Below are 25821 nucleotides of genomic sequence, written 5' to 3'. Positions count from 1 at the left end.
TCTATTCTAACATGATACTCCCTGTTTTCCTATGCCAATAGAAAAAGCCTCCCGTATGAAGAGAGGCTTCTTATTAATTAGCAAAGAGCTGCTGCAGCGCTTTGTCCATTTGGTTATCATGCTTGCCATCACGTACTTGTTCGATGATTTTCGTTTGAAGCAAATCTGCTGTTTCCTGATTTACTTCGCCTGATGCCTGCAAATCATTATCCTGCTGGAACTGCTTGACTGCTGTTTCCGTTTTTTCGTTGAAATAACCATCTTTGCGGCTCGGGTCATATCCGAGACCGTCTAGCATGATTTGCAGATTCTTGATCTTGTCATTGTTATCATTGAATGTCAGCTTCTCATTTTCATCCAATTGGATTGGGGAACTGTAGAAGTACTCTGGCTGATTAACTTCGACAGTTGGGTTAATACCTTTTTCATGGATCCAATCTCCATTAGGTGTCAGCCATTTGTATAAAGTCAGTTTGAGCATTGACTCATTTTCCAATGGTACGGTTTGCTGTACAGTACCTTTTCCGAACGTCGTTTTCCCAATCAGCTCGTAATCGCCTGCCTGATTCATTGCACCTGCAAGAATTTCGGAAGCGGAAGCACTGCCTTCATCAATCAGGACATTGATTGGATAATCCTTCTTCTCTTTCAATTCGGTATGAAACTCCTGTTTCTCACCGTTCTTATCTTCAATCTGCAAATATGGTTTCTCACTTGTCACAAAGTTCTTCAGAATATCTTCTACAGTTGTCAGAATTCCACCTGGATTACCACGGACATCGATGATCAAACCCTCGATACCTTCTTGCTCCAGCTTATCTAGCGCTGTCTTGAATTCATCAGCCGTGCTCTCGGAGAATGATGTGATTTCTAAGACACCAGCTTTTTTTCCATCTACTTCTTTTGTATCCGCGTAGACAGTTTCAACTGGTATCTCATCCCGGGTTACATCAATTTTAAGTTCTTCAGAAACACCAGGTCTCTTCACAGATAATGTAACAGTCGTTCCTTTTTCCCCACGGATTTTATTGACTGCTTCCTGCAGATCCAGCCCCTGCAAAGAATCCCCATCCACTTCCAGCACTTGGTCGTTCGGCCGTAAACCGGCATCCTCTGCAGGTGAATCCTTAATAGGTGCCACAATTGTCACCTGCTTATCCACCATACTCACTTCTGCTCCGATACCTTCAAACGAAGATTCCAGCTGCTGATTCAGCTGCGTTGAAGATTCTTCATCCAAGAAGGAGCTGTACGGATCATCCAGTGTTTCCAGCATTCCCTGAATTGCACCGTCCTGAAGCTGCTGTGCATCTGGTTTGGCCAATGCATTATCCTTAATAAGTTGGTACGCGTTCTCCACCTCAGTTAGATTACTCGTGTCTTCTGAAGCAGATTGGGTACCAGTCCCTTTCTTATCTACATATGATGTAAAGGCATAGCTACCCCCTGCCCCAACAACTAATGCCACAATGATTGCTATTATCAACGTCGCTTTTCTAATCTGCACGTTCGTCTCTCATCCTTTCTCACTTGTCCAATCCGTTAATTCTACTATTATGCTAAACTTCCTCTATCTTATCACTAAAAGAAACAATTGAAGTAAAAAAGGCACCTCCATTATTGGAGAATGCCTTTTTCAATTAGTTATTAGAAATATTTCATCGGGTCTACTGCGTTACTCTTAGCACCATTCCATCTGCCTTCATGAATTTCGAAATGAAGGTGAGAACCTGTTGATGCTCCAGTATTACCCATTTTCGCGATTTCCTGTCCTCTTGAGACTGTTTCCCCAACCGATACGCCACGGCTGTCCAAGTGTCCGTATAGTGTTTCATACGTACGTCCATTGATGGAATGCGTAATGATGATGACATTACCATATCCATTCATTGTACCACTTTGGGAAACAACCCCGCTTGCCGCTGCATGAACCGGCGTGCCAGTTGCATTGGCGATATCTTGTCCGTAGTGGTTGCCAGTTGATCCGCTTCCGAATGGATCATTCCGAACACCGAATCCGGAAGAAGTACGTCCTGCTGCCGGCCAAGAGAAGATACCAGCTTGTGCTGATTTAGCACTGGATGAGCTGCTAGAACTGCTTGAGTTACTTGACTTACTTGAACTGCTGTTCTTAGAAGAACTGCTTGATTTAGAGCTGGAGGAAGAAGACTCCTGCTTGCTCTCTGCTGCTTTCTGAGCTGCAGCAGCTGCTGCTTTTGCTTCTGCTGCAGCTTTTTCCTGCGCTGCTAAATCTGCTTGCTCGGATTCTGCATTTTCTTGTGCCAGACGAAGTGCTTCAGCCTGGTTAGCTGCAAGCTCCTTTTGTTCTTCAGCAGAAAGAATTTGATCTTCAAGCTTCGAATATTCATCCTCAAGCTGCTGTTTCAAGTCTTCTTGCTCGCTTGCTTGGGATTTCAAGTCAGATTTGATATCTACAAGTTTATCTTTTTGATCCTGCAGGTTCTGCTTTTCATCTTCGCGCTGCTGCTTTTGATCTTCAAGCTTTTGTTTTGCTTGGATGTAGCCGTTCAATAGTTCCTTATCAGAATCCATGATTGTAGTTACCGCGTTCAGACGGTTTACCATATCACCAAAGTTTTTGGAGCCCATCAATACTTGCAAGTACTGAACATCTCCGCCGTTTTGCTGAATACTGACTAGACGGTCAGACAATTTATCTTCACGTTTGTCGATATCATCTTCTGTTTCAACGATTTCACCAGAGATCTTTTCGATCTTCTCATTTGTTTCATTGATTTCATCTTCTTTATCATTCAATGCATTTTCATTCTTGTCGATCTGGTTGTTTAAATCATCCAGCTTCGCCAAAAGATTATCCTGTTCAGCCAGGTTATCAGACTGCTCGGACTCTGCATTATTAATTTGACCATCAAGTTCGCTTTGCTTATTGCTGTTTTCATCTTGCTGCTTTTGCAGATCATCTATCTCGCTCTGTATATCAGATGAAGATTTTGCGAACGTTTGAATCGGAGTATGTAGGATTGCTCCCGCAGCTAGAACAGCTACAAGAACAGGCTTGATCATCTTCTTCATTCTTCTCTCATTCCCTTTCTTCCTGTAAAGCGTATATGGTAGGTTATTTAGACTTTAAGAAATTTACGGACACTCATGACACTTCCCCAAACACCGATTACCGCGCCGATTGCCAGCAGTATGCCTGCAAGCTGGAAAGCGAATGGTGCATAAGGGAGAATCTCGACGAAACCGATACTGATGTTATCCGTCAAGTTGTTCGACAGATAGTAGTACCCGCCGAGCACTAGCGCGACTGGAACGATAGCACCCAATACTCCGAGTAGCAGACCTTCAATAAAGAATGGCCAGCGGATAAAGGAGTTTGTTGCACCAACCAGTTTCATGATGCCGATTTCTCTGCTTCTGGCAATGATTGTTATCTTAATTGTATTTGAAATCAGGAAGATGGCCGTGAACACTAGACCAACGATCAAGACCGCACCGATAATCCGAGCGTACTTGTTTACAGCAAAGAGATTCTCTACCGTTCCTTGTCCGTAATCCACTTTGTCTATTCCGTCCAGTTTCGAGATCTCATCTGAAACAGAAGCAATATCATGCGGGTCGGACGTCTTAACAATATACGTGTCACTCAATGGGTTGTCTTGTTCAAACAAATCCCATTCTGTTTGTCCCATATCTTCCATGAGCTGGTTTAACTGCTCTTCTTTTGAGGAATACGTTACAGAACCAACCTTATCGATCGATTCGAGCTGATCTTGAATCGATTGCACTTGATCCTCAGCAAGTGTAGGGTCCAAGTAAACGCTCATTTCAACATCTGATTCGATATTGGAAGCGAATTGATTTAAGTTGAATACTACAGCTAGGAAAACACCAACCAAAATCAATGTTACTGTTACTGCCCCAATCGAGGCGATGGTCATCCAGCCGTTTCGGAAGATGTTCTTTGATCCTTCGCGCAGATGACGTTTCGCGGTATTATATTTCATACCCGTAGTCACCTCCAGCTTCGTCACGGACAATGCGGCCGTTTTCGATGGCGATGACACGTTTCTTAATCGTATTTACGATTTCTTTACTGTGTGTAGCCATGATGATTGTCGTTCCTTTGCTATTGACATCCTCCAGCACCTTCATGATGCCCCAGGATGTTTCTGGATCCAAGTTCCCTGTCGGCTCATCAGCGATGACGACCTTCGGGTTATTCGCAATTGCCCGGGCAATTGCCACACGTTGCTGCTCCCCGCCTGAAAGCTCATCAGGAAACGATCTAGCTTTATCTTTTATTCCGACAAGATCGAGCACTTCCATCACACGATCTCGGATTACTTTAGGAGACTCTTCTATTACTTCCAGAGCAAAAGCAACATTTTCATAGATTGTCAGTTTCGGAAGCAATTTGAAATCCTGATACACAACACCGATTTTCCTTCTAACCCTTGGAATTTGGCGTTCTTTATACGTGCTCAAATCTTTGTTATCTACTTTCACGATACCGGTGCTCGGTTTCTCACCACGGAAGATCATCTTCACGAAGGTTGATTTCCCGGCTCCGCTCGGTCCTACTAAATACACGAATTCCCCACTGTCGATATGCACGTCGACACCATTAAGCGCTGTAACGCCATTGGAATACGTCTTATGCACACCCTTCATATCTATCATGTTTAACTCACCTTTGTTTTTATTCTAATTTGCTAATGTATTTATTCTAATCTGCTAATTTATCAACTAAGTATGTCGAACATTGGCGAAAGCAATCGAAAAAGCTCTCAAACCTGAAACCATTATAACATCTTATTCCTGTTTTTTTAGACATAATAATATTACATTTGTGTTTCAATATATGACAATAGACTTGGTTTTTGAAATATTTTACGTAGTATCTTGTCGTAACCACTCGCTGCTATGTAGAAAAAACACAACAAAATACCCATACAGCTTGTGTATGGGTATTTGTCATTTTATTTATTATTACTGCTGTTCTTGGAGCCATTCAGCAATTTTTTCTGCTTCTTCTCCTTCAGCTTGCCCGGCAGGCATGCCGCCTTTGCCGTTTTCCATGATATCCACTAGTTCTTCTTTTGTATACGTAGAACCAAGATTATCAAGCGGAGGGCCGCCATTGCCGCCGCTCAAGTCCTGACCGTGGCACATGGCACAGTTGTTTTCATACGCTTCTTGCGGTGTTTCAGCCGTATTATCATTACTGCCGCAAGCAGCCAGAAAAAGTATAAACAAAAGACTAGAGCCAGTTAAAGCCAGCTTTTTCAAGAGAATCGCATCCTTTACTTTAAGATGGAATAACGGTTCAGCTTGTTATGTTACAGGAACATTACAAAATGTCCTTAAATTGTGGAACGCAAGTACGCATTGATGAATGGATCCAGCTGTCCGTCCATTACAGCTTGTGTATTTCCGGATTCTTCATTCGTCCGATGGTCTTTTACCATGGAATATGGATGGAATACATAGGAACGAATTTGGCTTCCCCAGCCAATTTCTTTTTGTTCGCCGCGAATTTCGTTCAGCTCTTGCTGCTGTTTCTCAATCTCAAGCTGATACAGCTTTGATTTCAGCATCTTCATTGCATGCTCACGGTTTTTTATCTGAGAACGCTCTGATTGACATGTCACAACAGTATTAGTAGGAAGATGCGTAATCCGTACGGCAGAATCCGTCGTATTGACGTGCTGTCCGCCGGCACCGCTGGAACGGTACGTATCGATTTTCAAATCCTCTGTCCGAATGTCCACATCGATATCATCATCGAATTCTGGCATTACATCACAAGATACGAACGATGTATGACGACGGCCGGAGCTATCGAATGGAGAAATACGTACAAGACGGTGTACGCCTTTTTCTGCCTTCAAATAACCATATGCATTCAGACCTTTAATCAACAGCGTTACACTCTTCACACCAGCTTCCTCACCAGGAAGGTAATCAAGTGTTTCCACTTTGCAATTATGCTTTTCAGCCCAGCGCGTGTACATACGAAGAAGCATACTCGCCCAGTCTTGAGATTCTGTTCCGCCAGCACCTGGGTGCAGCTCCAGAATTGCATTGTTTTTATCATATGGTTCACTCAGCAGCATGAGCAGTTCGAATTCATCAAGTGCTTCACGCATCGAGACGATTTCTTCCTCCAACTCAGCGCGAAGATCCGCATCGTCTTCTTCTTTCACCAATTCGAAACTAACATCCAAATCTTCATGCTGGGATACTAGCTTTTCATAGCCTTCTGCTGATTCCTTCAAGACATTGGATTCATTGATGACCTTCTGAGCTCCCTGCTGATCATCCCAGAACGTCGGCTCAAGCATCAGATCCTCTAACTCGGCAATACGGGCTTTCTTTTGATCTAAGTCAAAGAGACCCCCTAAAGTCGTTTAATTGTTTTTCCATTCGATCAAGTTCATTTCTGATTTCTGCTAATTCCATTTTTATCTCACCTCATATAAGTCTGTAACAAACACCATTATACTCTATGACTGTGACAGAACCCGCGCAACAACTTGCACGGGTTTGTCAAAATCACTGACCATGGCAGTTCTTGTATTTCTTACCGCTACCGCATGGGCACGGGTCATTCCGTCCTATCGTGTCGCCTTTGACGACTGGAGCTTTTTTCTTTTTCTTATCAGCTTGTGTATCATCGCCACTGACTGCTTGGACACCTTTCGCAACTTGTTCGCGCTGCAGGTTATCGCGGATTTCTGCTTTTAGTACATAACGAGTGACTTCTTCCTTAATGGAAGTGATCATCGCTTCGAACATATTGTAGCCTTCCAGCTGGTATTCACGTAGCGGATCGTTCTGACCATACGCACGCAAGTGGATACCTTGGCGAAGCTGATCCATCTGATCGATATGATCCATCCATTTCGTATCAACCGTACGAAGCAAGATAACTTTTTCGAACTCGCGCATTTGATCCGGAGCCATTTCTTCTTCTTTCTGTTTCAAATGCTCTCCGATTTTCTTAAGCAGCAATTCTTCAATCTCTTCTTCGTCTTTGTTCTTCAGCTCATCGACTGTCAGCTTGTCCGGCGGAAGCAAGTTAGCATGTGCATATTCCACCAATGCATCCAACTCCCAAGTCTCATCTGAATCGTCAGCAGTATGTGCTTGGACAACCATATGAACTGTATCACGGACCATTTCATCTACTATAGCTTTGAGATCCTCACTGTCGATTACCTCAAAGCGCTGTTTGTAAATGATTTCCCGCTGTTCGCGAAGAACATCATCATAAGAAAGCACTGTTTTACGAGAATCGAAGTTGTTTCCTTCCACTCGTTTCTGAGCTGATTCCACAGCACGTGATACCATCTTGCTCTCGATCGGCGTGCTATCATCCATGCCAAGACGATCCATCATGCTGCGCATGTTGTCGGAACCGAAACGGCGCATCAGTTCATCTTCCATAGACAAGTAGAACTGTGTCACACCAGGGTCACCTTGACGTCCAGCACGACCGCGGAGCTGGTTATCAATACGACGGGATTCATGACGCTCTGTTCCGATAACAGCAAGACCGCCAAGCTCCAATACACCTTCACCTAATTTGATATCTGTACCACGACCAGCCATGTTCGTTGCGATTGTTACCGCACCTTTTTGACCGGCATCCTCGATGATCTCCGCTTCACGATGGTGGTTCTTCGCATTCAATACGTTATGCGGTACACCAGCACGTTTTAGCAGCTTGCTGATCAGTTCAGAAGTCTCGACAGCTACTGTACCGACAAGTACAGGCTGGCCAGTTTCGTGGCGAGCCTTGATTTCTTCGACAACCGAACGGAACTTGCCTTCCATTGATTTGAAGATGTAATCAGATTTGTCCTGACGTGTGATATCTCTGTTCGTCGGAATCTGAAGCACGTCCATATTATAAATATTGCGGAACTCTTCTTCCTCTGTTTTTGCTGTACCGGTCATACCGGCAAGCTTTTTATACATACGGAAGTAGTTCTGGAAAGTGATCGATGCCAGCGTCATACTTTCATTCTGGATCTGAAGACCTTCCTTTGCCTCAATTGCTTGGTGAAGACCGTCGCTGTAACGACGTCCCTTCATCAGACGTCCTGTGAAGCTATCAACAATGATGACTTCTTCGTCTTCTACAACGTAGTCAGTATCGCGCTGCATTGTTACATGGGCTTTTAATGCTTGATTGATGTGATGCGTGATAGATACGTTCTTCAAATCAAACAAGTTTTCCAGGCCGAAGAATTTCTCCGCCTTGTTGATACCTTCTTCAGTCAGAAGAACAGATTTCGTTTTGACATCGTTCGTATAATCTTCTTCCATCTTCAACACACGCACAAAGGAGTTAGCTTGTGTGTACAGACTTGCTGATTTTGCAGCTGAACCGGAAATGATCAGCGGTGTCCTCGCCTCATCGATCAAAATGGAGTCGACCTCATCAATGATGGCAAAATTAAGCGGACGCTGTACCATTTGATTCTTATACAGCACCATGTTATCACGCAAATAGTCGAAGCCAAGCTCGTTGTTCGTACTATACGTGATATCAGCAGCATAAGCTTCTTGCTTCTGTTCACGTGTCATACCAGCACCGTTCTGTCCGACAGTCAGACCAAGGAATTCGAATAACGGACGGTTATTCTCTGCATCACGACCGGCAAGATAGTCATTGACTGTGACAACATGCACACCTTCGCCTGATAAAGCGTTCAAGTATGCTGGAAGCGTACTTGCAAGTGTTTTACCTTCCCCTGTTTTCATCTCAGCAATATTACCGCCATGAATGGCAATACCACCTAGCAGCTGGACGTGGAAAGGACGCATGCCAAGTACACGATCAGCTGCTTCCCTTACAGTTGCAAATGCTTCTGGGAGCAAGTCATCCAAAGACTCGCCATCCTGATAGCGCTTTTTGAATTCATTTGTCTTCTCTTTTAATTGTTCATCTGTATATGCTCGATATTCATCTGCTAATGTTTCTATTTGTTCGGCTGTTTTCTGGGCACGGCTGACTTGTTTTTGCGTACCGTCTCCAAACACCCGTTTAAGTAGTCCACGCATAATAACGCTCCTCTTTTAAATCAAAAAAGTATAGTCCAAAAATAATAATAACACTGAGTTTAGCGGTTTACAAGAAAGGGAAACCAGCTCCTTCCAAAAACAAAAAAACAGCGGCGCCCAGTCCCAGGACGCCGCTTAACATGGAAGGAGTGCCATGTCAGACATTCGCAATATTGTAATCGCTACTCCAGCCGCATGAATGCCACCATCAGTTGGAAAGCGCAGCCCCAAGGGAGGAGGCTGCGATTATCCTGGTGGAGTCTTGCGGGGAAAAGGAAGACCATCCCTCAGAAGACACGCGATCTGGAGGACAGATCCCGCTGCATTTGTTCGATGCACCAGCGTTCGAGCTGCTCTTGCTTCCATTGAAGTTCCGCTAGCCTTCGATTGGTCGCTGCGATGATCTCGAGCAGCTGTGTGATCGTATGCTCATGCTGTGTGAGTTGGGAATGGGAGACTCGGTGGACAGCATAATCTGAATCTCTGATGGTCAGTACCTCCTTTTGTTGTAGCTGACTTATTTATATCATGGTACTTTTGAAAGGAAAAATTACCGTTTTCGTAAAACGACTAAGGCCTTTCTCCATAAAACACAAGAATTCGCCAACATCCGACAGCTTTCATCCCGATTTTTAAGTAATTATGAGATATTCCATCTGCGTTTTCGCAAAACGAACCAAATTATAAAAGGCAGACGCAAATGCGTCTGCCCCGTTTTATTTTTCATTAACTAGGCTCAATAAGCCCATATTTTCCATCTCTACGCTTGTAGACGACATTTGTGTCTCCACTTACCGCGTTCGTATATACGAAGAAGCTGTGACCCAGCATATCCATCTGCAGAATCGCTTCCTCGGAATCCATCGGTTTCAAGTCAAAACGCTTGTTTCGTACAATTTCGAACGGACTCAGATCTTCCTCTTCCTCCGTTGCAACGAAAGCAGTTGCTGCACTTTCATTCTCCATTTCAGCAAATGCATGCTTCGGTGCATCTCCGCTTTGACGGGAGCGTCGGTTCACTTTCGTCTTATGCTTCTTGACCTGACGTTCTAGCTTCGTTACAACCAGATCGATTGCAGCATATAGATCATCATGACTTTCCTCTGCCCGCAATAGCAGATTCTTCATCGGAATCGTCACTTCAATCTTCGACTCATTGTTATGCACACTCAAGTTTACGTGAGCCTCGGAATCTACCGGGGAATCGAAATATCTCTCCAGTTTGCCTACTTTCTTCTCGATGTAGTCCTTGATTGCTTCTGTAGTCTCGACATTCTCGCCACGAATATTGTACTTCATAACAAGTGTCCTCCTTTCATCCTTATGAGGATACTTTCTACATTCCCTTTACAATACCTTCATAAACAAAAAAATAGTCAGAATAATTGGATGTTTAATCGAAATTTGTCACCGTTTGGACATGAAAACTTTACATAAGAAAAGCACCTGAACCAGAATCGGTTCAGGCACTTCTTATTTGCGTTTATCGAGGAATCTCCCATCAAGCGTCTGCATGCTAGCGTACGGGTTTATATATTTCTTACCCGACTGCTTTTGTTTTTTAATTGTACGAATATCAACCTTTAACTGATCGAATATTTGCTGGACATGCTTGCTGATTCGTTCATTCATCGGGAGAAGCTCTTTACCCAACCGATTTTCCTCAGTTGTAAAAGGCGGCTTCAGCTCTTCCATCTGACCTGAACGGACTTCCATAAGTGCAGTTAGAGATTGGACGACTTCTTCTCGATTCTCAGCTGTTATTGGCTGGCTGACAAGTGAATCCAACTGTGCAGTCGTATCATACAAAGCCTGAACCCGGTTCATCAGACACTTGCTCCTGTGCCGAATTTCTGTTTGCGCGTTTTCTTCACTACTTCTTTCCATGTGTCACGGAAATCAGTGATCAGATCCAAGGCGCTGTGGAGAGCTTGCTGATCATTATGTGTATTTGCTTGGATAAGCTGCTGATTTATGAAATCATACAAAGGCATGATTTCTTTTGAAATCGGGACCTCCGGATCAAGTGTGAGCATAAGTTCTCGCATGATATTCTGTGCTTTTTGGATGTTCGTGTTCTTGCTTTCAATATCCTTCTTCTCAATTGCTTGCTGAGCAAATTTGATGAATTTGATACAGCCGTTGTACAGCATGAGCGTCAGCTCACCTGGAGAAGCGGTCTGGACGGAATTTTGCTGATAAGCCTGGTAATTTTGTACAGACATGTTTGTATTACTCCTTTAGCGCTTATCCTCCAAAGTTGGACGCCAGATAAGCGGATTGTTGGTTCATTTGGCTGATTGCCGTCTCCATAGCAGTGAATTGGCGCCAGTAGCGGTCTTCTACTTGAATTAGGTAATCTTGGAAACTATCGATACGATCTTCAATATCATCAAGGCGTCTGCCCAATGTAAATTGCTGGTTTGTCTTGTCTGTATTGCCTGCACGCTCGGTAATACTATCCATTGTAATTTCCAAAGAATCTTCAATCCGATTGATAATACCTCGTCCTGATCCTTCCACATCATTGGAGAATAGCTTATACACACCATCCGGATTTTCTCTAAGTGCCGTTTTCAGCTTATCTTCATCAATAACAAGCTTTCCGTTGTCTAAATAGTCATTGGATGTTGTAATACCAATCTGTGCAAGCTGAGTAAACTCCCCGCCAGTCTCGACATTGTTGTACCAAGCAGAACGCATTGAGTAAAGACCGTTTTGAAGGGCTGTTTCCCCCTTAAGCATCCCGCTCTTCGCTTTTTCTTCCCAAAGCTTGATTTCATCTTCCGACATTTCTTTTTTCTGATCATCTGTTAAAGGGGGATAATCTCGGTATACTTTCTCGCTCAGCTTTGCGTTTGTATCTTCTACAATTTTATTGTAGGAGTCCACAAATTCTTTGATTTTATTGTAGGCAGCATCGACATCGTTATCGACTGTAATCTTGACTGCACTTTCTGTTACCTCATTAAAGTTGAACGTTACACCACTAAGTGTGTAGCTATTTTTATTTGAGGTAATTTCAAGTGCTCCATTGTAGGTGAATTTTGCATCTTGTGCACCTTTTTCATTATTTGGATTGAGTTTAAGGAATGAACCAAGAAAGTTACTTGTGTCAAATTCAATTTCTTTACCATCTACATTTTCGTTGAATTTACCAGTATCTTTCTTTTCCATTACGACTTGGCCAGACTGCTTATCATAGAAAGCACGTACACCTGCATCTGAGTTTGTAATCTGCTTTAAAATACTGTTCAAGCTGTCTGTTGTCTTGAATTCAAAGCTATGTTCTTTAGCAGTACCGTTCTCATCATATGTTTTGAAAGAGAATTTCAAATCTTCTGCGGTAACTTGCCCATTCGTGAATGTTTGCTCACCAATGGCTGCATCAGGATCAAATCCCTCACCAGCAATACTCCCTGTACTTACGTTAATTGCTGAAGATGCGATTTGACTCACTTGAATGGAATAAGATCCATTAGATGCACTAGAGTCTGCTGTTGCAGTAATTGCAGAACTTGTTGATGAAGTAGTCTTTACATTGTAGGTAGTAGACAATTTCATATTAAATGCACTTGTATCAAAGCTTTTTAATGAAGCATTCACTCCACGTAAAGAGTCCTGCTGCCATGTCAGTTTAGTCTGCTCCTGCTGCATTTTATATAATTTCTGACGCTCGGCATTCATTAACTGCTCCACTAAGGAATCTGTATCCATCCCGGAAGCTAGTCCTCCGACACGCATGGAGTTACTACCTGAAATACTATTTACCATATAATCACCTGCTCCTTATATTTTCTTATCAACGAGAAGTCCCATGAATTCTGCCATTTTGGCATAGCCATCCAAAAGCTTCTTCGGTGGAATTTCTTTTATTACTTCCTGTGTATCTGAGTCAACCACTGTAACAAAATATCGATCTAACTCTTCATGGAGTTCGAATTTCATATTCGTATGGGTCGGTTCCAGGAATTGATTCATTGTTTCAATCACTTTTTCGATATCCGATTTGTCATAATCGATATACGGTTTGGAGGAACCTGAAGCATTCTCCGGTTTATGTACTGTTTCGCTCGCTGCGGGACGATTTTCTCCCGACGGTTGTGTAACATGCTGTGAAGCAGAAGATAATCTATCAATCATCAAAGTCCAACTCCTTGCACATATGTTTCTTTTTATATCGGCAAGATGGGAAAGATGTGAAGAGATGTAAGATAAAAAAGCACAAAAAAACAGGTACTGCAACTGTACCCGTCGTCGTACAAATTAATTGTAGCCAATACCGCCAAGCAGTTTCACATTATTTGATAGAGATGCGATTGCTTGTGCGAATTGCCTGTGTCAATGTAGCTGTTGTCCTAGCATTGAAGCTGACACCAAGCTGAACTGCAGTTTGCGCGATTTCCGGGCGCATTCCTGAGATTACTGTTTCGACACCGACTAGCTTCAATGCCTCAACTAGATAAAAGATTTGCTGAGCGACCATCGTGTCGATGATAATAACACCAGAAAGATCGATAAATAATAGGTCCACATCCTGCTCCGTACAATCTCGAAGGGTATTCTCCAAAATAAGCTTTGCGCGGTTCGTGTCAATATCCCCTACCAATGGTAGAAGTGCTGTCGTATCATTCAGGAGGATAACTGGCGAACTAAGTTCATTAATCATTTCCTGCTGCGCTTGAAGTTTTCGATTTGAATAGTGATGCATCTCTTCTGTAACTTTAAGTATTACCTGATCAAAAGCTGTAATAATTTCACGATTCCAAAGATCGAGCATCTCTGGTTTAATGGTGTCTTTATGTAAATTATAAAATTCATTTATTAAATCTAGATGCTGTCCGCGAGTTACAATAAATTCACGGATTATTTGATGTGTGGGTGTACTCAAGTGATTCTCATCACGCGCTGTAGAAATAATCCACTCTTCAAAACTTTTATTGAAAGTCTCTTTATCCTCAATGAAAATACGGAAGAAATGAAGATGAAAATCGTAGTTTTGCTTTTTGAGGTTTTGAATGGTCTCTGGATCGGTGGATGCATAAACGCCTGAACTATTCGATTTATCAAGCTGTTCATACCACCTATCGTTAAGCTCCTTCGCTTTTTGCTCTAAAAACAAATATAAGTCCTTATTCCTATGCATATTCCTACTCCTCCTGAGATTCATTTGACATCTTCCTGTTTAAATATACGTAATTTCGGTATTTTTGTAAATTTTTAAGAGATTCTTTAGAAACTATTATTTACTTCTATCCTTAGGAGAATAGACCCCTCACTATACCCACTTTGTTTGTGACCGAAACCTCTTTTTTCTAAATAAAAACCGCCATTAAAATGGCGGTTTTACACAGGTTGGGTATAAGCAGAAATCTTCTCCTGAATGAATTTCCAAACCCTTTCAGATGACTTACTGTCTTGGAAATGATGCACCTGATCTCGAATCTGTTTACGTTCAGCGCCATACCAAGAAGGATTCTCTATAAATGATGCCAAAGCATCTTGCAGCGCATCCTGTGTAGTCACCTTCGGACCAGGAGTCCAGTTTGTATACGAGTCGAGTATGAACCCACGATTTTGCTGATAAGACTGTAAATCTACAGGCGAGAAGATAATTGGCTTATCCAGGAGCAAATAATCGAAATAAATGGAGGAATAATCCGTAATCAGCATATCAGCTAGCGGCATGATTTCATACAAATCCATTCCATAACGCGTTAACATCTCATCCGTCAGCAAATGAACACGAGTCTGCATTTCGAAATGATTTAGAAACAATTTTTCCTCAGCCGGATGCAATTTAACAACTAGCTCCAGATTTTCTCTCTCTAGAAAATCGTAAAATTGATCATTATCAAAGCTTTCCATTCCAAATAGATTATCCCGATTCAAGTTCGTATCAGCACGATCATTATGCGCTACCTGCCGATATGTTGGCATAAAGAAAATCATCCGGCTTTCACTTGGATCTATATCAAATTCTTCTTTGAGGAAATGTATATCTGGCCGCTGCAGTAGCAAATCATTACGAGGAGCGCCAGTCATCTGAATATGATCCGGATTCAGTTTGAAGCAACGGATCATCAAATCACTGAAGAAGTCTGAGTACGAACATACATAATTAATGCTTCCCCATCGATCCGCCAGTACATGCTTATTCTGTTCGTTTTTGTCCTGGAAGCCCATTGCCTTTAGTGGGAAGCCGTGCCATGTGTCGATGATTAATTGATTTGGGTTGTAAAGCTTCTTTTTATGCTTGATATTCGCTTCTGTAATGACTAATACATCAGCAGCTTTGACTTTTTCTTGGAATTCCTGTGTTTCTTGCTGTTGTAAAAGTTCTACATCAAATGCCTCTTGGATAGAATCAGGAATATGTTTCGCCATAGCATAGGTATTTGAACCGCTGCTGTTACGTGCTACCATCACTAGCTTTTTACGTCCGGTTGTCGAAACAGATAGTTCTTCTGACCGATAAGGTGCTTCTCTATGAAGCTGATCGATTTTCCATGTTCCTGCCTTGTTAATCAGCTCTAGTCTGCAATAAACTTTCTCAGACCAATCTTGGTCTACCCACTTTTGAATAAGCAGTAAGCGCACTGAAGCTCTAGTATAGTTATAGTCAACAGATTCTACTTTAGGATACGCAACCTGCCTGGTTACATCTGCCTCAACTGGCTTGAACTCTTCCATAATGTAGCGCTGGGTGAAGAAACTAGCTATATAGTCGATCTCTTCTTCAGTTTGAATTACCGACTCTGCTCCATCTATTGCACAAGTTAAAATATCATTCAACACTTTATAGTAGAGGTATTGCGAATCATGGATTGCCTGCAGAGGTATCTCATTATCACTTTCGTCATTCAAGGCATTTTCTAATTTTTCCACTACAGTATTGATGTAGTATGGCTGGACCATTGCCTGACATGCATCAGCTGAAGGCAATTCAAATGCCCCATCAGCAATAACTGGCAGATCATCTAAGGTTGGCAGATCATCACTAGATCCTTCAAAGACTGTTACAACTCCTCTAGATAATGCTTCAACTGTTAGCAAGTGACCTTCTTCATAGTTGCCATTAACGAAGATTGCTGTTGCCGATTCGATATGTTGCCAAGTGTCTTCCGCTGCGTCTTTCCAATCTATTGTTTCTATTCCCATTTGCTGCGCCATGTTTTGAATTGCTTCCTTATCAGAACCCTCTCCTATTACCGTCAAATGAGCTTTATGCTGTACATTTCGAAAAGCGGTGAAAATCTGTTCAAAATAGTTATCGAACAAAGAAAGTTCACCAACGGAGATGAAATGCGCTTTATCTGAAGGACGAGGAATTATATCATGTTTCTCCTGCAATATCGGCTCACCAATCATATGCAGCCATTGATCCTGAAACGCATATCGCTTAACCGCTTCCTCTAACTGCTCATTCATAACCAAATGTCGATCGGCAAATTTTAGCGCGTCTTCATATCCATATTCCTCTGGTACTCCTTGCAACCACGAGTAGATCCGCGGCGCCGCTCCATGCAGCTGCGCTACCGCTGTTCGGCATACATAATTTAGAAGCGGAGCCCGTAATGCAACAATCACATCCGGTTTGCCATGATGCCGCAGACTATTAGTATAGCCTTCTATAAGTGAATCTGGATTTTCGTACTCTAGCCCGCTCTTCTCCCCATAATAATGAATTTCAGGCAATTCAGACTCCCATTTCGTATTCTCAGGTCGATATGATTGAAAAATACGCACATGGTGGCCACTCTCAGCTAGCAGACCTGCTGCCTTCGTTAAAGTCTGTTCAAGCTGACCATTGCCATCTGCGTAAATGAGGGCGAAATCGATGATCATGGTAAATGCTCCTTTATTTTTAAAAGATTCGTTTTACCTGCCAAGTCCCATTTTCATTTACAATTTTTACTCTTACTTCTTCTATACTATCATGACTGTCTTTTTGATAGCTAAAACGAACGATAGCTCTTGTATAAGAATAATTAATCACATCGATTTTCATATCATACAACTTAAAGGCTCTTTCCCCTGATAGCTTTTCTACTAGCTCGGGATAAATATCATCTGTTATAAATTTACAAGTAATGATATCATCTATCTGACTTTCATTTACAACTTTTTGGTTTAGAATAAATCCATCAGTTTTAAGTTCATTTAGAATATCATTCATTTTATCCAATACTCTCTCAGCTTCGTACTCTAAAACTGAATTGACACACTGCTGTTCATCAGGCAGCTTAATTATTCCAGATTGTATAGCGTTTAGAATATCTTTTATCTTGTTAAAATCTCCTTTCGGAACAATCCACCCGTTAATACCGTCTTTTACTATATCCATTGGTCCATCACAATCTGTCGAGATAACCGCCACGCCACGGGATAGTGCTTCTACTAATACTAATCCAAACCCCTCTACATCAGATGGCAATACCAATACTGATGCTTCATCTATCTCATCCCAGGGAGATTCTTTCCAACCTAACCATGTTATTTCTTTATTAATATGTAATTCATCAGCTAAATTATAGAGCATATTCTTATCAGGGCCGTCTCCAATACAAGTTAAGCTCCACTCACCTTGCACATTCACTAGTGCTCTTAGCAACAAATCCAGCCTTTTTTCCCTATTACTCAACCTACCAATAAATATAACTTTTAATACATTAGGTCGAATTATCTTATTCTGTTTGATATCTATAGGGTTATTGATCAAATAAATTGGCTGTTCCTCCGCAATATCTTTTATTGTACGACCTATACTCGAAGAAATTGCAAAATGCGCATCACTATACTTTAGAAATTGTCCTCCTCCGAAATAAGCAGGCGGTCCATGGAGCCAAGATACCACAGGAGTATCAGGTTTGAAGCGCGCAATAGCTGTCCTGCAGATGTAACTTAGTATAGGAGCATGCGTTGCTATAATTACATCAGGAAGCTCCGCACTCTTCAAGAAGTTTGTATAACCAGTCTGCATTGAAGAGACAGTTTCTTCCTCCACCTTTCCTTCCTGGCCATAATAATAAATTTCGGGTATTGTGTCTGCCCAAGATTCGAATTTCGGAGCATGCGTTTGTAATACACGAATCCTATGCCCTTTACTCACAAGACCATTAACAACAGTAGTTAATACGTCCTCTAAACCTCCTTTTCCTTCTGCATATCCTAAAACCATATCAATTAGCATTATATTCAGCCTCTTTCCTTTAACATCATAAAAAACACACCTTTTATAAGGTGCGCTTTTTCTTAAATTCTTAATAGTTTCTCTTCAAGCCATATACTGTCTTTATATAAGTTCAATGCTTCCATTAAATATGGCTCTGGATTCTCATCCGTCTCAATTATCTGTTCATAAAATAAATATTCATCTTTAAATTTCGTTAATGCTTCTTTTGCTATCCTGTTCGCTTCTGTTAAGTTACCTTGCGCCTTCAGCCATAGAACTATATTTAAATAATCTTGTTTCTCTAAGTTATGTTCATCTGATTTTTCATACAGTGTAATAGCTAAATCTTGTTGCGATAATTTGAACAGTATTCCTCCTAATTTTGCATATATAGAAGGTGAGAACAAAGAAACTTGTTCCAGTAACTCATTAGCAATTTTATAGTTTTGGTATTTGACTAATTTCTTAATCATATAACAGAATTCTAGAGTATAATCTTCTTTTTTCAGTTTGTCTTTATCATAATGGTCGTCAATCGTGAATCCTAATACTGAATTTAATATTATATTGCGGTATACGTCGCTTAATTCCTGGGCAGGTTTTAGAAGATGGAGTAAATAGATGTCCCCGGCATCGATAAACCTAAGTTTCAATGCCTTAGCAAGTTTTTGTTCATCCTTTTCAAGCCAGTCCTCTTGAACTTCTGTAAAATTAATTATTGCTATTTTTACTTCTATAATATCTAAAACATCTTTATCCAATGTAATGTGCTCTACAATCTCGCTCAAAAGTTCATGCAAACCTTCGTTTAGTAAGAAGCGAATAACATCGTATTGATTAAATTCAAGATAAGGTCTAGCTAACTCGAATGTTTCTTTTGCAGAAGTATGAACTGCAAGTATCTTCATAAGACTCGTAAGTGAATCAAAGCAGCGATTATTAATGTTCAAAGCTTTTGAATAATAAGTTACGGCTTTTTCAATGTTATTTTCTAGTTCATAAATTTTACCTAACCTTAATAATGGGAGATATTCTATAGAATCAGAACTCTTCACAACCGTTTTAAACGTTGATTTCTCATTTAAAATTAGTGTAAAAACTTGCTTAGCATCTTCAAGTCTACCTTGAGATAGATAAATCGAACCTTTAATAAAGAGGAAATCAGCTGAATCTTGATATATTCTTATTGCGTCTTGAAGAACATTAAGCGCATCATTGTGTCTGTCCAACAATATTAATGTTTCTGTCATATTGAGTAAGCATATAGGAACCCAATTGATAAATGGATCCACCTTTTTCTTATATGCAGTTACATAGGCATTAAGTGCTTGCTCGTACTTCTTTTCTGTCTTCAACTCATTTCCGAGATTATAATAGTCGAAGCCATCTTTTTCTCTCTTAAGTTGTAGATCGATTAACTTTTTGTTTCTTTTTGTCTTTTGCTTATTCTTCACTACTTCTTCCATGTATCCAGAGTGATATGCAATTAGCTCTGATAATTTGATAGTGAAGTTTTTACTATCTATATGTGTTATTTGTTCATGTATTGCTCTAGTGTATTTATAAACACCAGAATTTTTGTACAATCTAACATGTTTATTTTCTATAATGCGATTCCCATCGCTACCGACAAAATTGACAATATTTATTGCATAAACATCGTCTTTACTATTTTTTAAGTCATCTAATACAGCACGGGCATTTGTTGGCTCAAGAAATTCATCTGCATCTAATACAAGTATCCATTCACCCTGTGCGTGACTCGCAGCGAAATTCCTGGCATCAGCAAAACTATTATTCCATTCAAAATTAAATAATTGAATATTCTCGTACTCTTGAATGATCTTTATTGTACTGTCAGTAGAGCCAGTATCTACTATAATAATGTCTTCAATTAAATCCACAACTGAATCTAAGCAACGTTTAATTACTTTCTCTTCATTTTTAACAATCATACAAAGAGAAACAAATGGTTTTTTCTTCACAGTAACACCTCAATCTATAAAAATACTGGTCCAAAATCAATTGGACCAGTATTTTTATAGGCGAAAAGAATTTCGCCTATAATGAAATTACTGAAGTAGTTGCAATACACCTTGTGGCTGCTGGTTAGCTTGTGCAAGCATAGACTGTGCAGCTTGAGAAAGGATGTTGTTCTTAGTGAATTCCATCATTTCAGAAGCCATGTCAACGTCACGAATACGAGATTCGGAAGCTGTTAGGTTTTCTGAAGATGTTTGCAAGTTGTTGATTGTGTGATCCAAACGGTTTTGGTAAGCACCAAGTTTAGAGCGCTCAGCAGAAACAGTTTCGATTGCAGTGTTGATTGTAGAGATAGCTGCGTCAGCATCACTTTGAGAAGAGATGTTGATACCAGCAGTAGTAGAAGCACCTTCTACGCCTAGCGCTGAAGCGCCCATGTCAGCAATTGTAAGTTCAATGTTTTGACCTTCGTTTGCACCGATATGGAATGTCATTGCAGTTGTCGCTGCATCACCGTTGATTAGTTTCTTCGTGTTGAATTCAGTGTCTGTAGAGATACGAGTGATCTCTTGAGCCAACTGATCTACTTCTTTTTGTAGTTCAGCACGGTCTGTATCAGTGTTAGTGTCGTTGGCAGACTGTGTAGCCAATTCACGCATACGCTGTAGGATAGAGTGAGTTTCGTTCAAAGCACCCTCAGCTGTTTGGATCAAAGAGATACCATCTTGTGCGTTTTTAGAAGCCATGTCAAGACCACGGATCTGTCCGCGCATTTTTTCGGAGATTGCTAGACCTGCAGCATCGTCTCCAGCTTTGTTGATTTTAAGACCTGAAGATAGTTTTTCCAAAGATCCTTGTGTTGCAGCAGAGTTAGCACTTAGTTTGTTGTAAGTGTTAAGAGCAGCGATATTATGATTGATTCTCATTTTAAAATTCCTCCTTGAGTGTAAGTACAGCCCACATCCTTGTGGTTTCACTGGTTCGCAACGGTCGGCCGCCCGTGCTCACCTTTGCTGTACTATTTATATCGGAGGATTTCACCATATGTTTAGCTTTTTCTTTATTCTTTTTTTAAGAATTTAAGTAAATCGACAGAAGTTTCGACAGCCGCACTATTTTCCTGTTCAATTGATAGATAAACTTCCTTCCGATGTATAGCTATCTCTCTGGGAGCATCTATACCAAGCTTGATCTGTTCACCATCAATACTCAGGACTTTTAATTCTATGTCATCACCAATCTTAACTGACTCTCCAACCTTTCTTGTGAGAACAAGCATTATTTTGCCCTCGCTTTCTCAGTTTGCAAAGGTGTACGAGCAGAAAAATCATCCGTAAGAATGACTTGCTGCCCTTTTAATGCATCTACATTAATAACAATTGGTGCCTGTAAATTAATCGTGCTCTTTTCAAAAGGTTTACGCAAAGTCAGTATTGATAAAACCTTCACTTGATTTGGTGATGTGATTGCCAGCTCTTCTTTTGTTTGTTCACCCAAATTGAATGAATATTCCTCACGGAAATGGTATGGGCTGGCCACTACAAATGCCACGTGGGCTGTTACAGTACTTTGCAGAATTTGAAATAGAGGGTTATCAGGAAAATCAATCAATACAAACATCTTTTCCTCCTGGAAACCCGGTAAGCCTTTTGTGAAACGAATCCCCTTTTCTTCATCGACCGACATGTTTCCAAAGTATTTTGTCTCAATATTCATTTCTAAACTCCTCATATATTTATCTCGAATCCGTTAACACCATGAAACTTCAAGTTTTCAAAATCTACCTTAAGTGACTGATACTGCAGGATACCTGTATCCACTTGTCCGCGTTCATAAGCGACCTGCGGCTTATTCGGGGTATTCTTTATTTCCGGAGAATTGATATTCACATCGATATCCAAATGAGAAGGCTGGTAATCGATTTTCACAGAAAAACGGGAAGGGATCCACCCAATAGCGAAATCCTTCAGTTTCCTTTCATCTATCCGTTTTGCTTGTGCCACAATCGGATCTCCGCCTTTTTCAATCTCCATCATTTCTTTGCCTTCCTGGACACGGCGCGCGATGCCTTCCAAGTTAGATTTCTTACCAAGCTGAGCAAAATCCTCTGTTCGCTTAAAAACAGATTTTAAGTCCATATCATTCCAAGCTTGCGTCTGATCAATCGTAAGCTTGGATGGTGTCGTATGCATTGTGATTTCTGCTTGTGGCTGACGGATAGTTTGTTCTGCTTTAGGTTGTTGAATATTTACAGCAGCATCAGTTGTATTAAGGCTGATTTTAGCTTGCTGCGATTGCAATCGTACCTGAGGCATTTGCATGAATATCGTTCGCTCCTTTCTATACAAAAAGCCCCGCCAACTGGCAGAGCTTTATCTATTTTATCGTAAGAAGTCCATAAGAGTTGGTTGTATAATTCGCGCACCAGCTGACATCGCTGCTCGGTGAACAGCTTCCTGGGAAGTAAGATTCATAATAACTTCTTCCATCTCGGCATCTTCATTATTGGACATCAATTCTGTCGCTGAAAGCTCCTGGTCACCTAAGCGTGATTCTACAAGATCCATACGATTCATCCGTGCACCTATATCTGCTCTTTCGTTGACAAGATTATTGATGTTCTCGTCAATCAGCCCAATATACTGATCTAAGTCTTCATCAGAGCCGTTGGAGCGGAGTGCTGCAGAGAAGTTATTCAAGTCATCGAATAATTTATTTCCAAATACTGCACCGCCATCGACATTAATCTGTACATCAACACCTTTAGACAAAGTCAGATTAACAGCATTAGAATTGAAATCTACAGTAGTGCTTCCATCTTCATTAATTGTAACTGGAGCAGTGTTAGTAGCGGAGCCATTAAAAATATATTTCTCATTCACTTGTGTATTCGCAATCGTTGCCAGCTGTTCTTTTAACTGATCAACTTCCTCTGCAATATTTCCGCGCTGTCCCTCTTCATAAGTACCGTTGCTCGCTTGGACAGCTAATTCACGAAGTCGCTGTAGTGCACTTGTAGCATTGCTCAAGGCAGAATCAGAGTTATCAATCCAAGTCTGCGCCTCCGAAAGATTCCGCTTGTATTGCGCAACATCACGTACCTCTGTGCGATAGCTCATACCCTTCGTTGCAACAACTGGATCATCAGAAGGCTTTGTGATTTTTTTCCCTGATGACAGCTGTTCCGTGTACTTGTTCAGGTCACTGTAGCTGTTGCTTAGATTACGCAGCATACTGTTGGACATCATACTTTGTGTTATTCGCATACTTTCACTTACCTCCCTACTAATCCCATGTTATTAATAATTGTATCGAGCATTTCGTCAACGGCTGTCATGCTGCGGGCTGCAGCATTATAGGCGTGCTGGAACTTGATCATGTTTGTCATTTCTTCATCAAGTGAAACACTGGAAACAGATTGACGCTGCAAATCAGCTTGGTCAACTAATGAAATAGAATTCGTTGCTTGTCTCTTCGCTTCCTGTGCATTTACACCTAATGTTCCAATCATACCTTCATAAAAGCTGCTGACAGAAGTACCGCCCAGTCCATCCAATGGGGAACGCATTGCTTCAGAAAGCTTCTTTGCATTATCACCATTACCGGAAGTGCCATCTGCACTTACTGCAATTAAATCAGGATTACCATCAATCTCATCAGACAAACTAATACTTGCCGCAGCACCGTACTCTGACCCACCAGCATCAAAGAAATCGATTCCTGAAACCACGCCACCTTTTGTATAACCAGTTTGCTGCACAGCATTGATGGCCTGTGCAAAGTTAAACGCCATTTTATCAAGGTTCTTCATCATTTCCGGATATGTACCTTTAACAGAACCATCTTCCAAATAACCATAAGAATCTATCAAGCCTTTGAGCTCACCTTTGGATGTAAAATCCTCTACAGCAATTTCTGTATCTCCGAATGTGATACTCTCTACAGCTTCCATGCCGTTTTCATCTTGACCATACTGAATGGACAATGGCTGATATGTCTTCGTATCTGGATCAACAAGCACTGCTTGAGCTGCACCTTGATCATCAACCAATGTAATCTTCGCGATACCTTGTGCAGCAGTCGGAGCCAAACCGCCTGACTCTTGATATTCTACTTTAATGTTAACCATTGATGATAACTCATCAATGAGTACATCTCGTTTATCATACAGATCATTCGTTACCATACCATGTGGTTCCATCTCTGCTATCTGTTTGTTCAATTCATTGATTTGGTTCAAATACGAATTGACACTCTTTACAGATACATTATCTATCTGATCACGCAAATCGCCTCGTACATTGGTAAGGCTGCCAGAGATATAATTAAATGTATCTGCAACAGCCTTACCTTTTTCTAAGGCGACAGAACGTGCACCAGATTCATCCGGTGTAGCTGAAAGATCTTGGAGAGAACTCCAGAAATCATCCAAAACAGCAGATAAGCCTGAATCAGACGGCTCATTGATGACGCCTTCCATGCGGCTCAAAGCTTCTGATTTCATACTCCAATAAGCAGCCGTACCCGTCTGCGAACGATATTGTGCATCCAGATAACTATTGCGGATCCGTTCGATCGAACCTGCTTGGACACCTGTTCCCTGCTGTCCGGCTATTTGTGGACGGTTTAGTCCTGCGGCTGGATATGGGGAGATTTGTTCGAAGTTAACGCGTTGCCTTGTATAGCCTTTTGTGTTTGCATTTGCAATATTATTACTTGTCGTATATAACGCCGTCTGCTGTGCGAATAGCGCAGAACGGGCGATTTCCAATCCTTGGAATGTTGATCCCATGTATATTCCCCTTTTACCGATAGCTTTTCCGTATCTGTGTTATGCTTTGGAGTCAAATAAGGTGCGATTCTGCGGTCGCTGCTGATCTTGATTCGGTGTTCCATAATTCAATGACTGAATGGAGGGAGCAAGCATATCCAATGAAATTTGCAAGAATTGCATCGACTGCTCCAGCAGCTGCTGATTGAGTGCTTCCTGCTTCTTGAGCTCTGTCACCGTCTCAGTAAGGCCAATCAGTTCTTGTTCAAACCGAAGAGCTATCTTTTGATCTGTGATCAGTTCCAAAAGCTCAGAAACAGTTGACGGCACCGGAAGCCCAGAAGCAACAGCATAAGCTTCTGTTTGCTTGATTCTCTGTTTCTCGAGTTGGGCTACTGCTTGCACATGCTTCTTCTCTGCAAGCAGCTGCTTCTGCAGGCCTTCCATGTCATTAGCCTTCAAAAAATCACTTTTCAGCTTGCTGATTTCCAGAAGACTCCGATGCAATTTATGCAGTTTTTCAATTGTTTCTAATAAAGCTTGTAAAGCCATGGTTGCTCCTCCTTGGTCTTATGACCAAAAATCCATCATTTTCTTAGCGGTTTTCTCTGCATCGACTTTATATTCGCCATTTTGTACTGCGGCTTTTATCTGTTCCACATGGCTCTGACGGCTAGCCTGGATTTTATCGCCTTCCTGAAGACGTTTTGCCTCAGGAGAAATCTCCAGCTTATCCTGGCGCTGACTTGCTTTTTGCAAATCAGCTTGCTGCTTGAGCTGTTTTGTGTACGGATTGAAACCGGATTGGTTCGGACCTTGAATTTTCAAAGATCTA

Annotated in this window: 24 protein-coding genes; all 24 read right to left on the bottom strand. The window is 41.4% G+C overall.

Annotated elements, in window-relative coordinates:
* Window positions 1-73 precede the first annotated feature (73 nt).
* Window positions 74-1507: a S41 family peptidase gene (locus CHH58_RS11090; protein WP_346426082.1), complete on the bottom strand. Its 1434-nt coding sequence runs from the start codon at window positions 1505-1507 to the stop codon at window positions 74-76.
* 140 nt (window positions 1508-1647) lie between these two features.
* Entirely contained in the window at window positions 1648-3054 is a 1407-nt protein-coding gene (locus CHH58_RS11085; RefSeq protein WP_095260469.1) for a murein hydrolase activator EnvC family protein, read from the bottom strand.
* A gap of 47 nt (window positions 3055-3101) precedes the next feature.
* Window positions 3102-3989, bottom strand: a complete 888-nt coding sequence (gene ftsX / locus CHH58_RS11080; RefSeq protein WP_095229200.1) for a permease-like cell division protein FtsX — start codon at window positions 3987-3989, stop codon at window positions 3102-3104.
* The gene (gene ftsE / locus CHH58_RS11075) at window positions 3979-4665 is read right to left on the bottom strand and encodes a cell division ATP-binding protein FtsE (protein WP_095229198.1); all 687 of its coding nucleotides are present in this window, start codon (window positions 4663-4665) and stop codon (window positions 3979-3981) included. The genes ftsX and ftsE overlap by 11 nt, the downstream gene beginning before the upstream one ends.
* A 309-nt stretch (window positions 4666-4974) precedes the next feature.
* On the bottom strand, window positions 4975-5274 hold the full coding sequence (locus tag CHH58_RS11070) for a c-type cytochrome (RefSeq protein WP_095229196.1): 300 nt from the start codon (window positions 5272-5274) through the stop codon (window positions 4975-4977).
* A gap of 74 nt (window positions 5275-5348) precedes the next feature.
* Window positions 5349-6447, bottom strand: a protein-coding gene (gene prfB, locus CHH58_RS11065; protein ID WP_141234986.1) for a peptide chain release factor 2 whose coding sequence is annotated in 2 segments (ribosomal slippage) — window positions 5349-6383 and window positions 6385-6447 — 1098 coding nt in all. Because the reading frame shifts where the segments join, the coding sequence is not laid out codon by codon here.
* Between the two features lie 93 nt (window positions 6448-6540).
* The gene (gene secA / locus CHH58_RS11060; protein ID WP_095232413.1) at window positions 6541-9057 is read right to left on the bottom strand and encodes a preprotein translocase subunit SecA; all 2517 of its coding nucleotides are present in this window, start codon (window positions 9055-9057) and stop codon (window positions 6541-6543) included.
* Between the two features lie 726 nt (window positions 9058-9783).
* Window positions 9784-10356: a ribosome hibernation-promoting factor, HPF/YfiA family gene (hpf, locus tag CHH58_RS11055; protein ID WP_095229192.1), complete on the bottom strand. Its 573-nt coding sequence runs from the start codon at window positions 10354-10356 to the stop codon at window positions 9784-9786.
* Between the two features lie 174 nt (window positions 10357-10530).
* Entirely contained in the window at window positions 10531-10884 is a 354-nt protein-coding gene (locus CHH58_RS11050) for a flagellar protein FliT (protein WP_095232412.1), read from the bottom strand.
* Entirely contained in the window at window positions 10884-11282 is a 399-nt protein-coding gene (fliS, locus tag CHH58_RS11045; protein ID WP_095262517.1) for a flagellar export chaperone FliS, read from the bottom strand. Before fliS ends, CHH58_RS11050 begins: the two co-directional genes overlap by 1 nt.
* 22 nt (window positions 11283-11304) lie before the next feature.
* Window positions 11305-12831 (bottom strand): flagellar hook-associated protein 2, encoded by a 1527-nt coding sequence (locus CHH58_RS11040; RefSeq protein ID WP_249275105.1) that lies wholly within the window; start codon window positions 12829-12831, stop codon window positions 11305-11307.
* 15 nt (window positions 12832-12846) lie between these two features.
* Window positions 12847-13200: a flagellar protein FlaG gene (gene flaG / locus CHH58_RS11035; RefSeq protein WP_095232410.1), complete on the bottom strand. Its 354-nt coding sequence runs from the start codon at window positions 13198-13200 to the stop codon at window positions 12847-12849.
* Window positions 13201-13357: 157 nt separating this feature from the next.
* On the bottom strand, window positions 13358-14203 hold the full coding sequence (locus CHH58_RS11030; protein WP_095229184.1) for an STAS domain-containing protein: 846 nt from the start codon (window positions 14201-14203) through the stop codon (window positions 13358-13360).
* Window positions 14204-14403: 200 nt separating this feature from the next.
* On the bottom strand, window positions 14404-16905 hold the full coding sequence (locus CHH58_RS11025; protein WP_095229182.1) for a CDP-glycerol glycerophosphotransferase family protein: 2502 nt from the start codon (window positions 16903-16905) through the stop codon (window positions 14404-14406).
* 19 nt (window positions 16906-16924) lie between these two features.
* Window positions 16925-18250, bottom strand: coding sequence for a glycosyltransferase (locus tag CHH58_RS11020; RefSeq protein ID WP_095262516.1), 1326 nt, complete (start codon window positions 18248-18250; stop codon window positions 16925-16927).
* A gap of 62 nt (window positions 18251-18312) precedes the next feature.
* Window positions 18313-20217, bottom strand: coding sequence for a glycosyltransferase family 2 protein (locus CHH58_RS11015; RefSeq protein WP_095262515.1), 1905 nt, complete (start codon window positions 20215-20217; stop codon window positions 18313-18315).
* A gap of 87 nt (window positions 20218-20304) precedes the next feature.
* Window positions 20305-21141 carry a flagellin Hag gene (gene hag / locus CHH58_RS11010; RefSeq protein ID WP_095229176.1) on the bottom strand — a complete coding sequence of 279 codons (837 nt, stop codon included), beginning with the start codon at window positions 21139-21141 and terminating at the stop codon, window positions 20305-20307.
* Between the two features lie 134 nt (window positions 21142-21275).
* Complete coding sequence (gene csrA, locus CHH58_RS11005) at window positions 21276-21494, bottom strand: carbon storage regulator CsrA (protein ID WP_095229174.1); 219 nt, start codon at window positions 21492-21494, stop codon at window positions 21276-21278.
* Complete coding sequence (gene fliW / locus CHH58_RS11000; RefSeq protein WP_170937599.1) at window positions 21494-21931, bottom strand: flagellar assembly protein FliW; 438 nt, start codon at window positions 21929-21931, stop codon at window positions 21494-21496. Before fliW ends, csrA begins: the two co-directional genes overlap by 1 nt.
* Before the next feature lie 11 nt (window positions 21932-21942).
* A complete protein-coding gene (locus CHH58_RS10995; protein ID WP_095232378.1) occupies window positions 21943-22536 on the bottom strand; it encodes a DUF6470 family protein in 594 nt (197 codons plus the stop codon).
* A 60-nt stretch (window positions 22537-22596) separates the two neighbouring features.
* Entirely contained in the window at window positions 22597-23481 is an 885-nt protein-coding gene (flgL, locus tag CHH58_RS10990; RefSeq protein WP_095229168.1) for a flagellar hook-associated protein FlgL, read from the bottom strand.
* Window positions 23482-23489: 8 nt separating this feature from the next.
* Window positions 23490-25007 carry a flagellar hook-associated protein FlgK gene (gene flgK / locus CHH58_RS10985; RefSeq protein ID WP_095229166.1) on the bottom strand — a complete coding sequence of 506 codons (1518 nt, stop codon included), beginning with the start codon at window positions 25005-25007 and terminating at the stop codon, window positions 23490-23492.
* A gap of 39 nt (window positions 25008-25046) precedes the next feature.
* Window positions 25047-25538, bottom strand: coding sequence for a flagellar protein FlgN (locus CHH58_RS10980; protein ID WP_095262514.1), 492 nt, complete (start codon window positions 25536-25538; stop codon window positions 25047-25049).
* A gap of 18 nt (window positions 25539-25556) precedes the next feature.
* Window positions 25557-25814, bottom strand: a complete 258-nt coding sequence (flgM, locus tag CHH58_RS10975) for a flagellar biosynthesis anti-sigma factor FlgM (protein WP_038564523.1) — start codon at window positions 25812-25814, stop codon at window positions 25557-25559.
* Window positions 25815-25821: the final 7 nt, after the last annotated feature.

The organism is Terribacillus saccharophilus, assembly GCF_002272745.1.
Taxonomy (GTDB): domain Bacteria; phylum Bacillota; class Bacilli; order Bacillales; family Amphibacillaceae; genus Terribacillus; species Terribacillus saccharophilus_B.
Note: the sequence above shows the minus strand (reverse complement) of the source record. Positions and strands in the feature narration are given on the sequence as shown.

Coding starts and splice junctions, on each gene's coding strand:
- CHH58_RS11020 (WP_095262516.1), bottom strand. CDS start 18,250: ATGCTAATTGATATGGTTTTAGGATATGCAGAAGGAAAAGGAGGTTTA.
- flgK (WP_095229166.1), bottom strand. CDS start 25,007: ATGGGATCAACATTCCAAGGATTGGAAATCGCCCGTTCTGCGCTATTC.
- CHH58_RS10995 (WP_095232378.1), bottom strand. CDS start 22,536: ATGCAAATGCCTCAGGTACGATTGCAATCGCAGCAAGCTAAAATCAGC.
- ftsX (WP_095229200.1), bottom strand. CDS start 3,989: ATGAAATATAATACCGCGAAACGTCATCTGCGCGAAGGATCAAAGAAC.
- CHH58_RS11050 (WP_095232412.1), bottom strand. CDS start 10,884: ATGAACCGGGTTCAGGCTTTGTATGATACGACTGCACAGTTGGATTCA.
- fliS (WP_095262517.1), bottom strand. CDS start 11,282: ATGTCTGTACAAAATTACCAGGCTTATCAGCAAAATTCCGTCCAGACC.
- CHH58_RS11085 (WP_095260469.1), bottom strand. CDS start 3,054: ATGAAGAAGATGATCAAGCCTGTTCTTGTAGCTGTTCTAGCTGCGGGA.
- secA (WP_095232413.1), bottom strand. CDS start 9,057: ATGCGTGGACTACTTAAACGGGTGTTTGGAGACGGTACGCAAAAACAA.
- flaG (WP_095232410.1), bottom strand. CDS start 13,200: ATGATTGATAGATTATCTTCTGCTTCACAGCATGTTACACAACCGTCG.
- ftsE (WP_095229198.1), bottom strand. CDS start 4,665: ATGATAGATATGAAGGGTGTGCATAAGACGTATTCCAATGGCGTTACA.
- hag (WP_095229176.1), bottom strand. CDS start 21,141: ATGAGAATCAATCATAATATCGCTGCTCTTAACACTTACAACAAACTA.
- fliW (WP_170937599.1), bottom strand. CDS start 21,931: ATGAATATTGAGACAAAATACTTTGGAAACATGTCGGTCGATGAAGAA.
- csrA (WP_095229174.1), bottom strand. CDS start 21,494: ATGCTTGTTCTCACAAGAAAGGTTGGAGAGTCAGTTAAGATTGGTGAT.
- CHH58_RS11025 (WP_095229182.1), bottom strand. CDS start 16,905: ATGATCATCGATTTCGCCCTCATTTACGCAGATGGCAATGGTCAGCTT.
- hpf (WP_095229192.1), bottom strand. CDS start 10,356: ATGAAGTACAATATTCGTGGCGAGAATGTCGAGACTACAGAAGCAATC.
- CHH58_RS10980 (WP_095262514.1), bottom strand. CDS start 25,538: ATGGCTTTACAAGCTTTATTAGAAACAATTGAAAAACTGCATAAATTG.
- CHH58_RS11030 (WP_095229184.1), bottom strand. CDS start 14,203: ATGCATAGGAATAAGGACTTATATTTGTTTTTAGAGCAAAAAGCGAAG.
- CHH58_RS11040 (WP_249275105.1), bottom strand. CDS start 12,831: ATGGTAAATAGTATTTCAGGTAGTAACTCCATGCGTGTCGGAGGACTA.
- flgL (WP_095229168.1), bottom strand. CDS start 23,481: ATGCGAATAACACAAAGTATGATGTCCAACAGTATGCTGCGTAATCTA.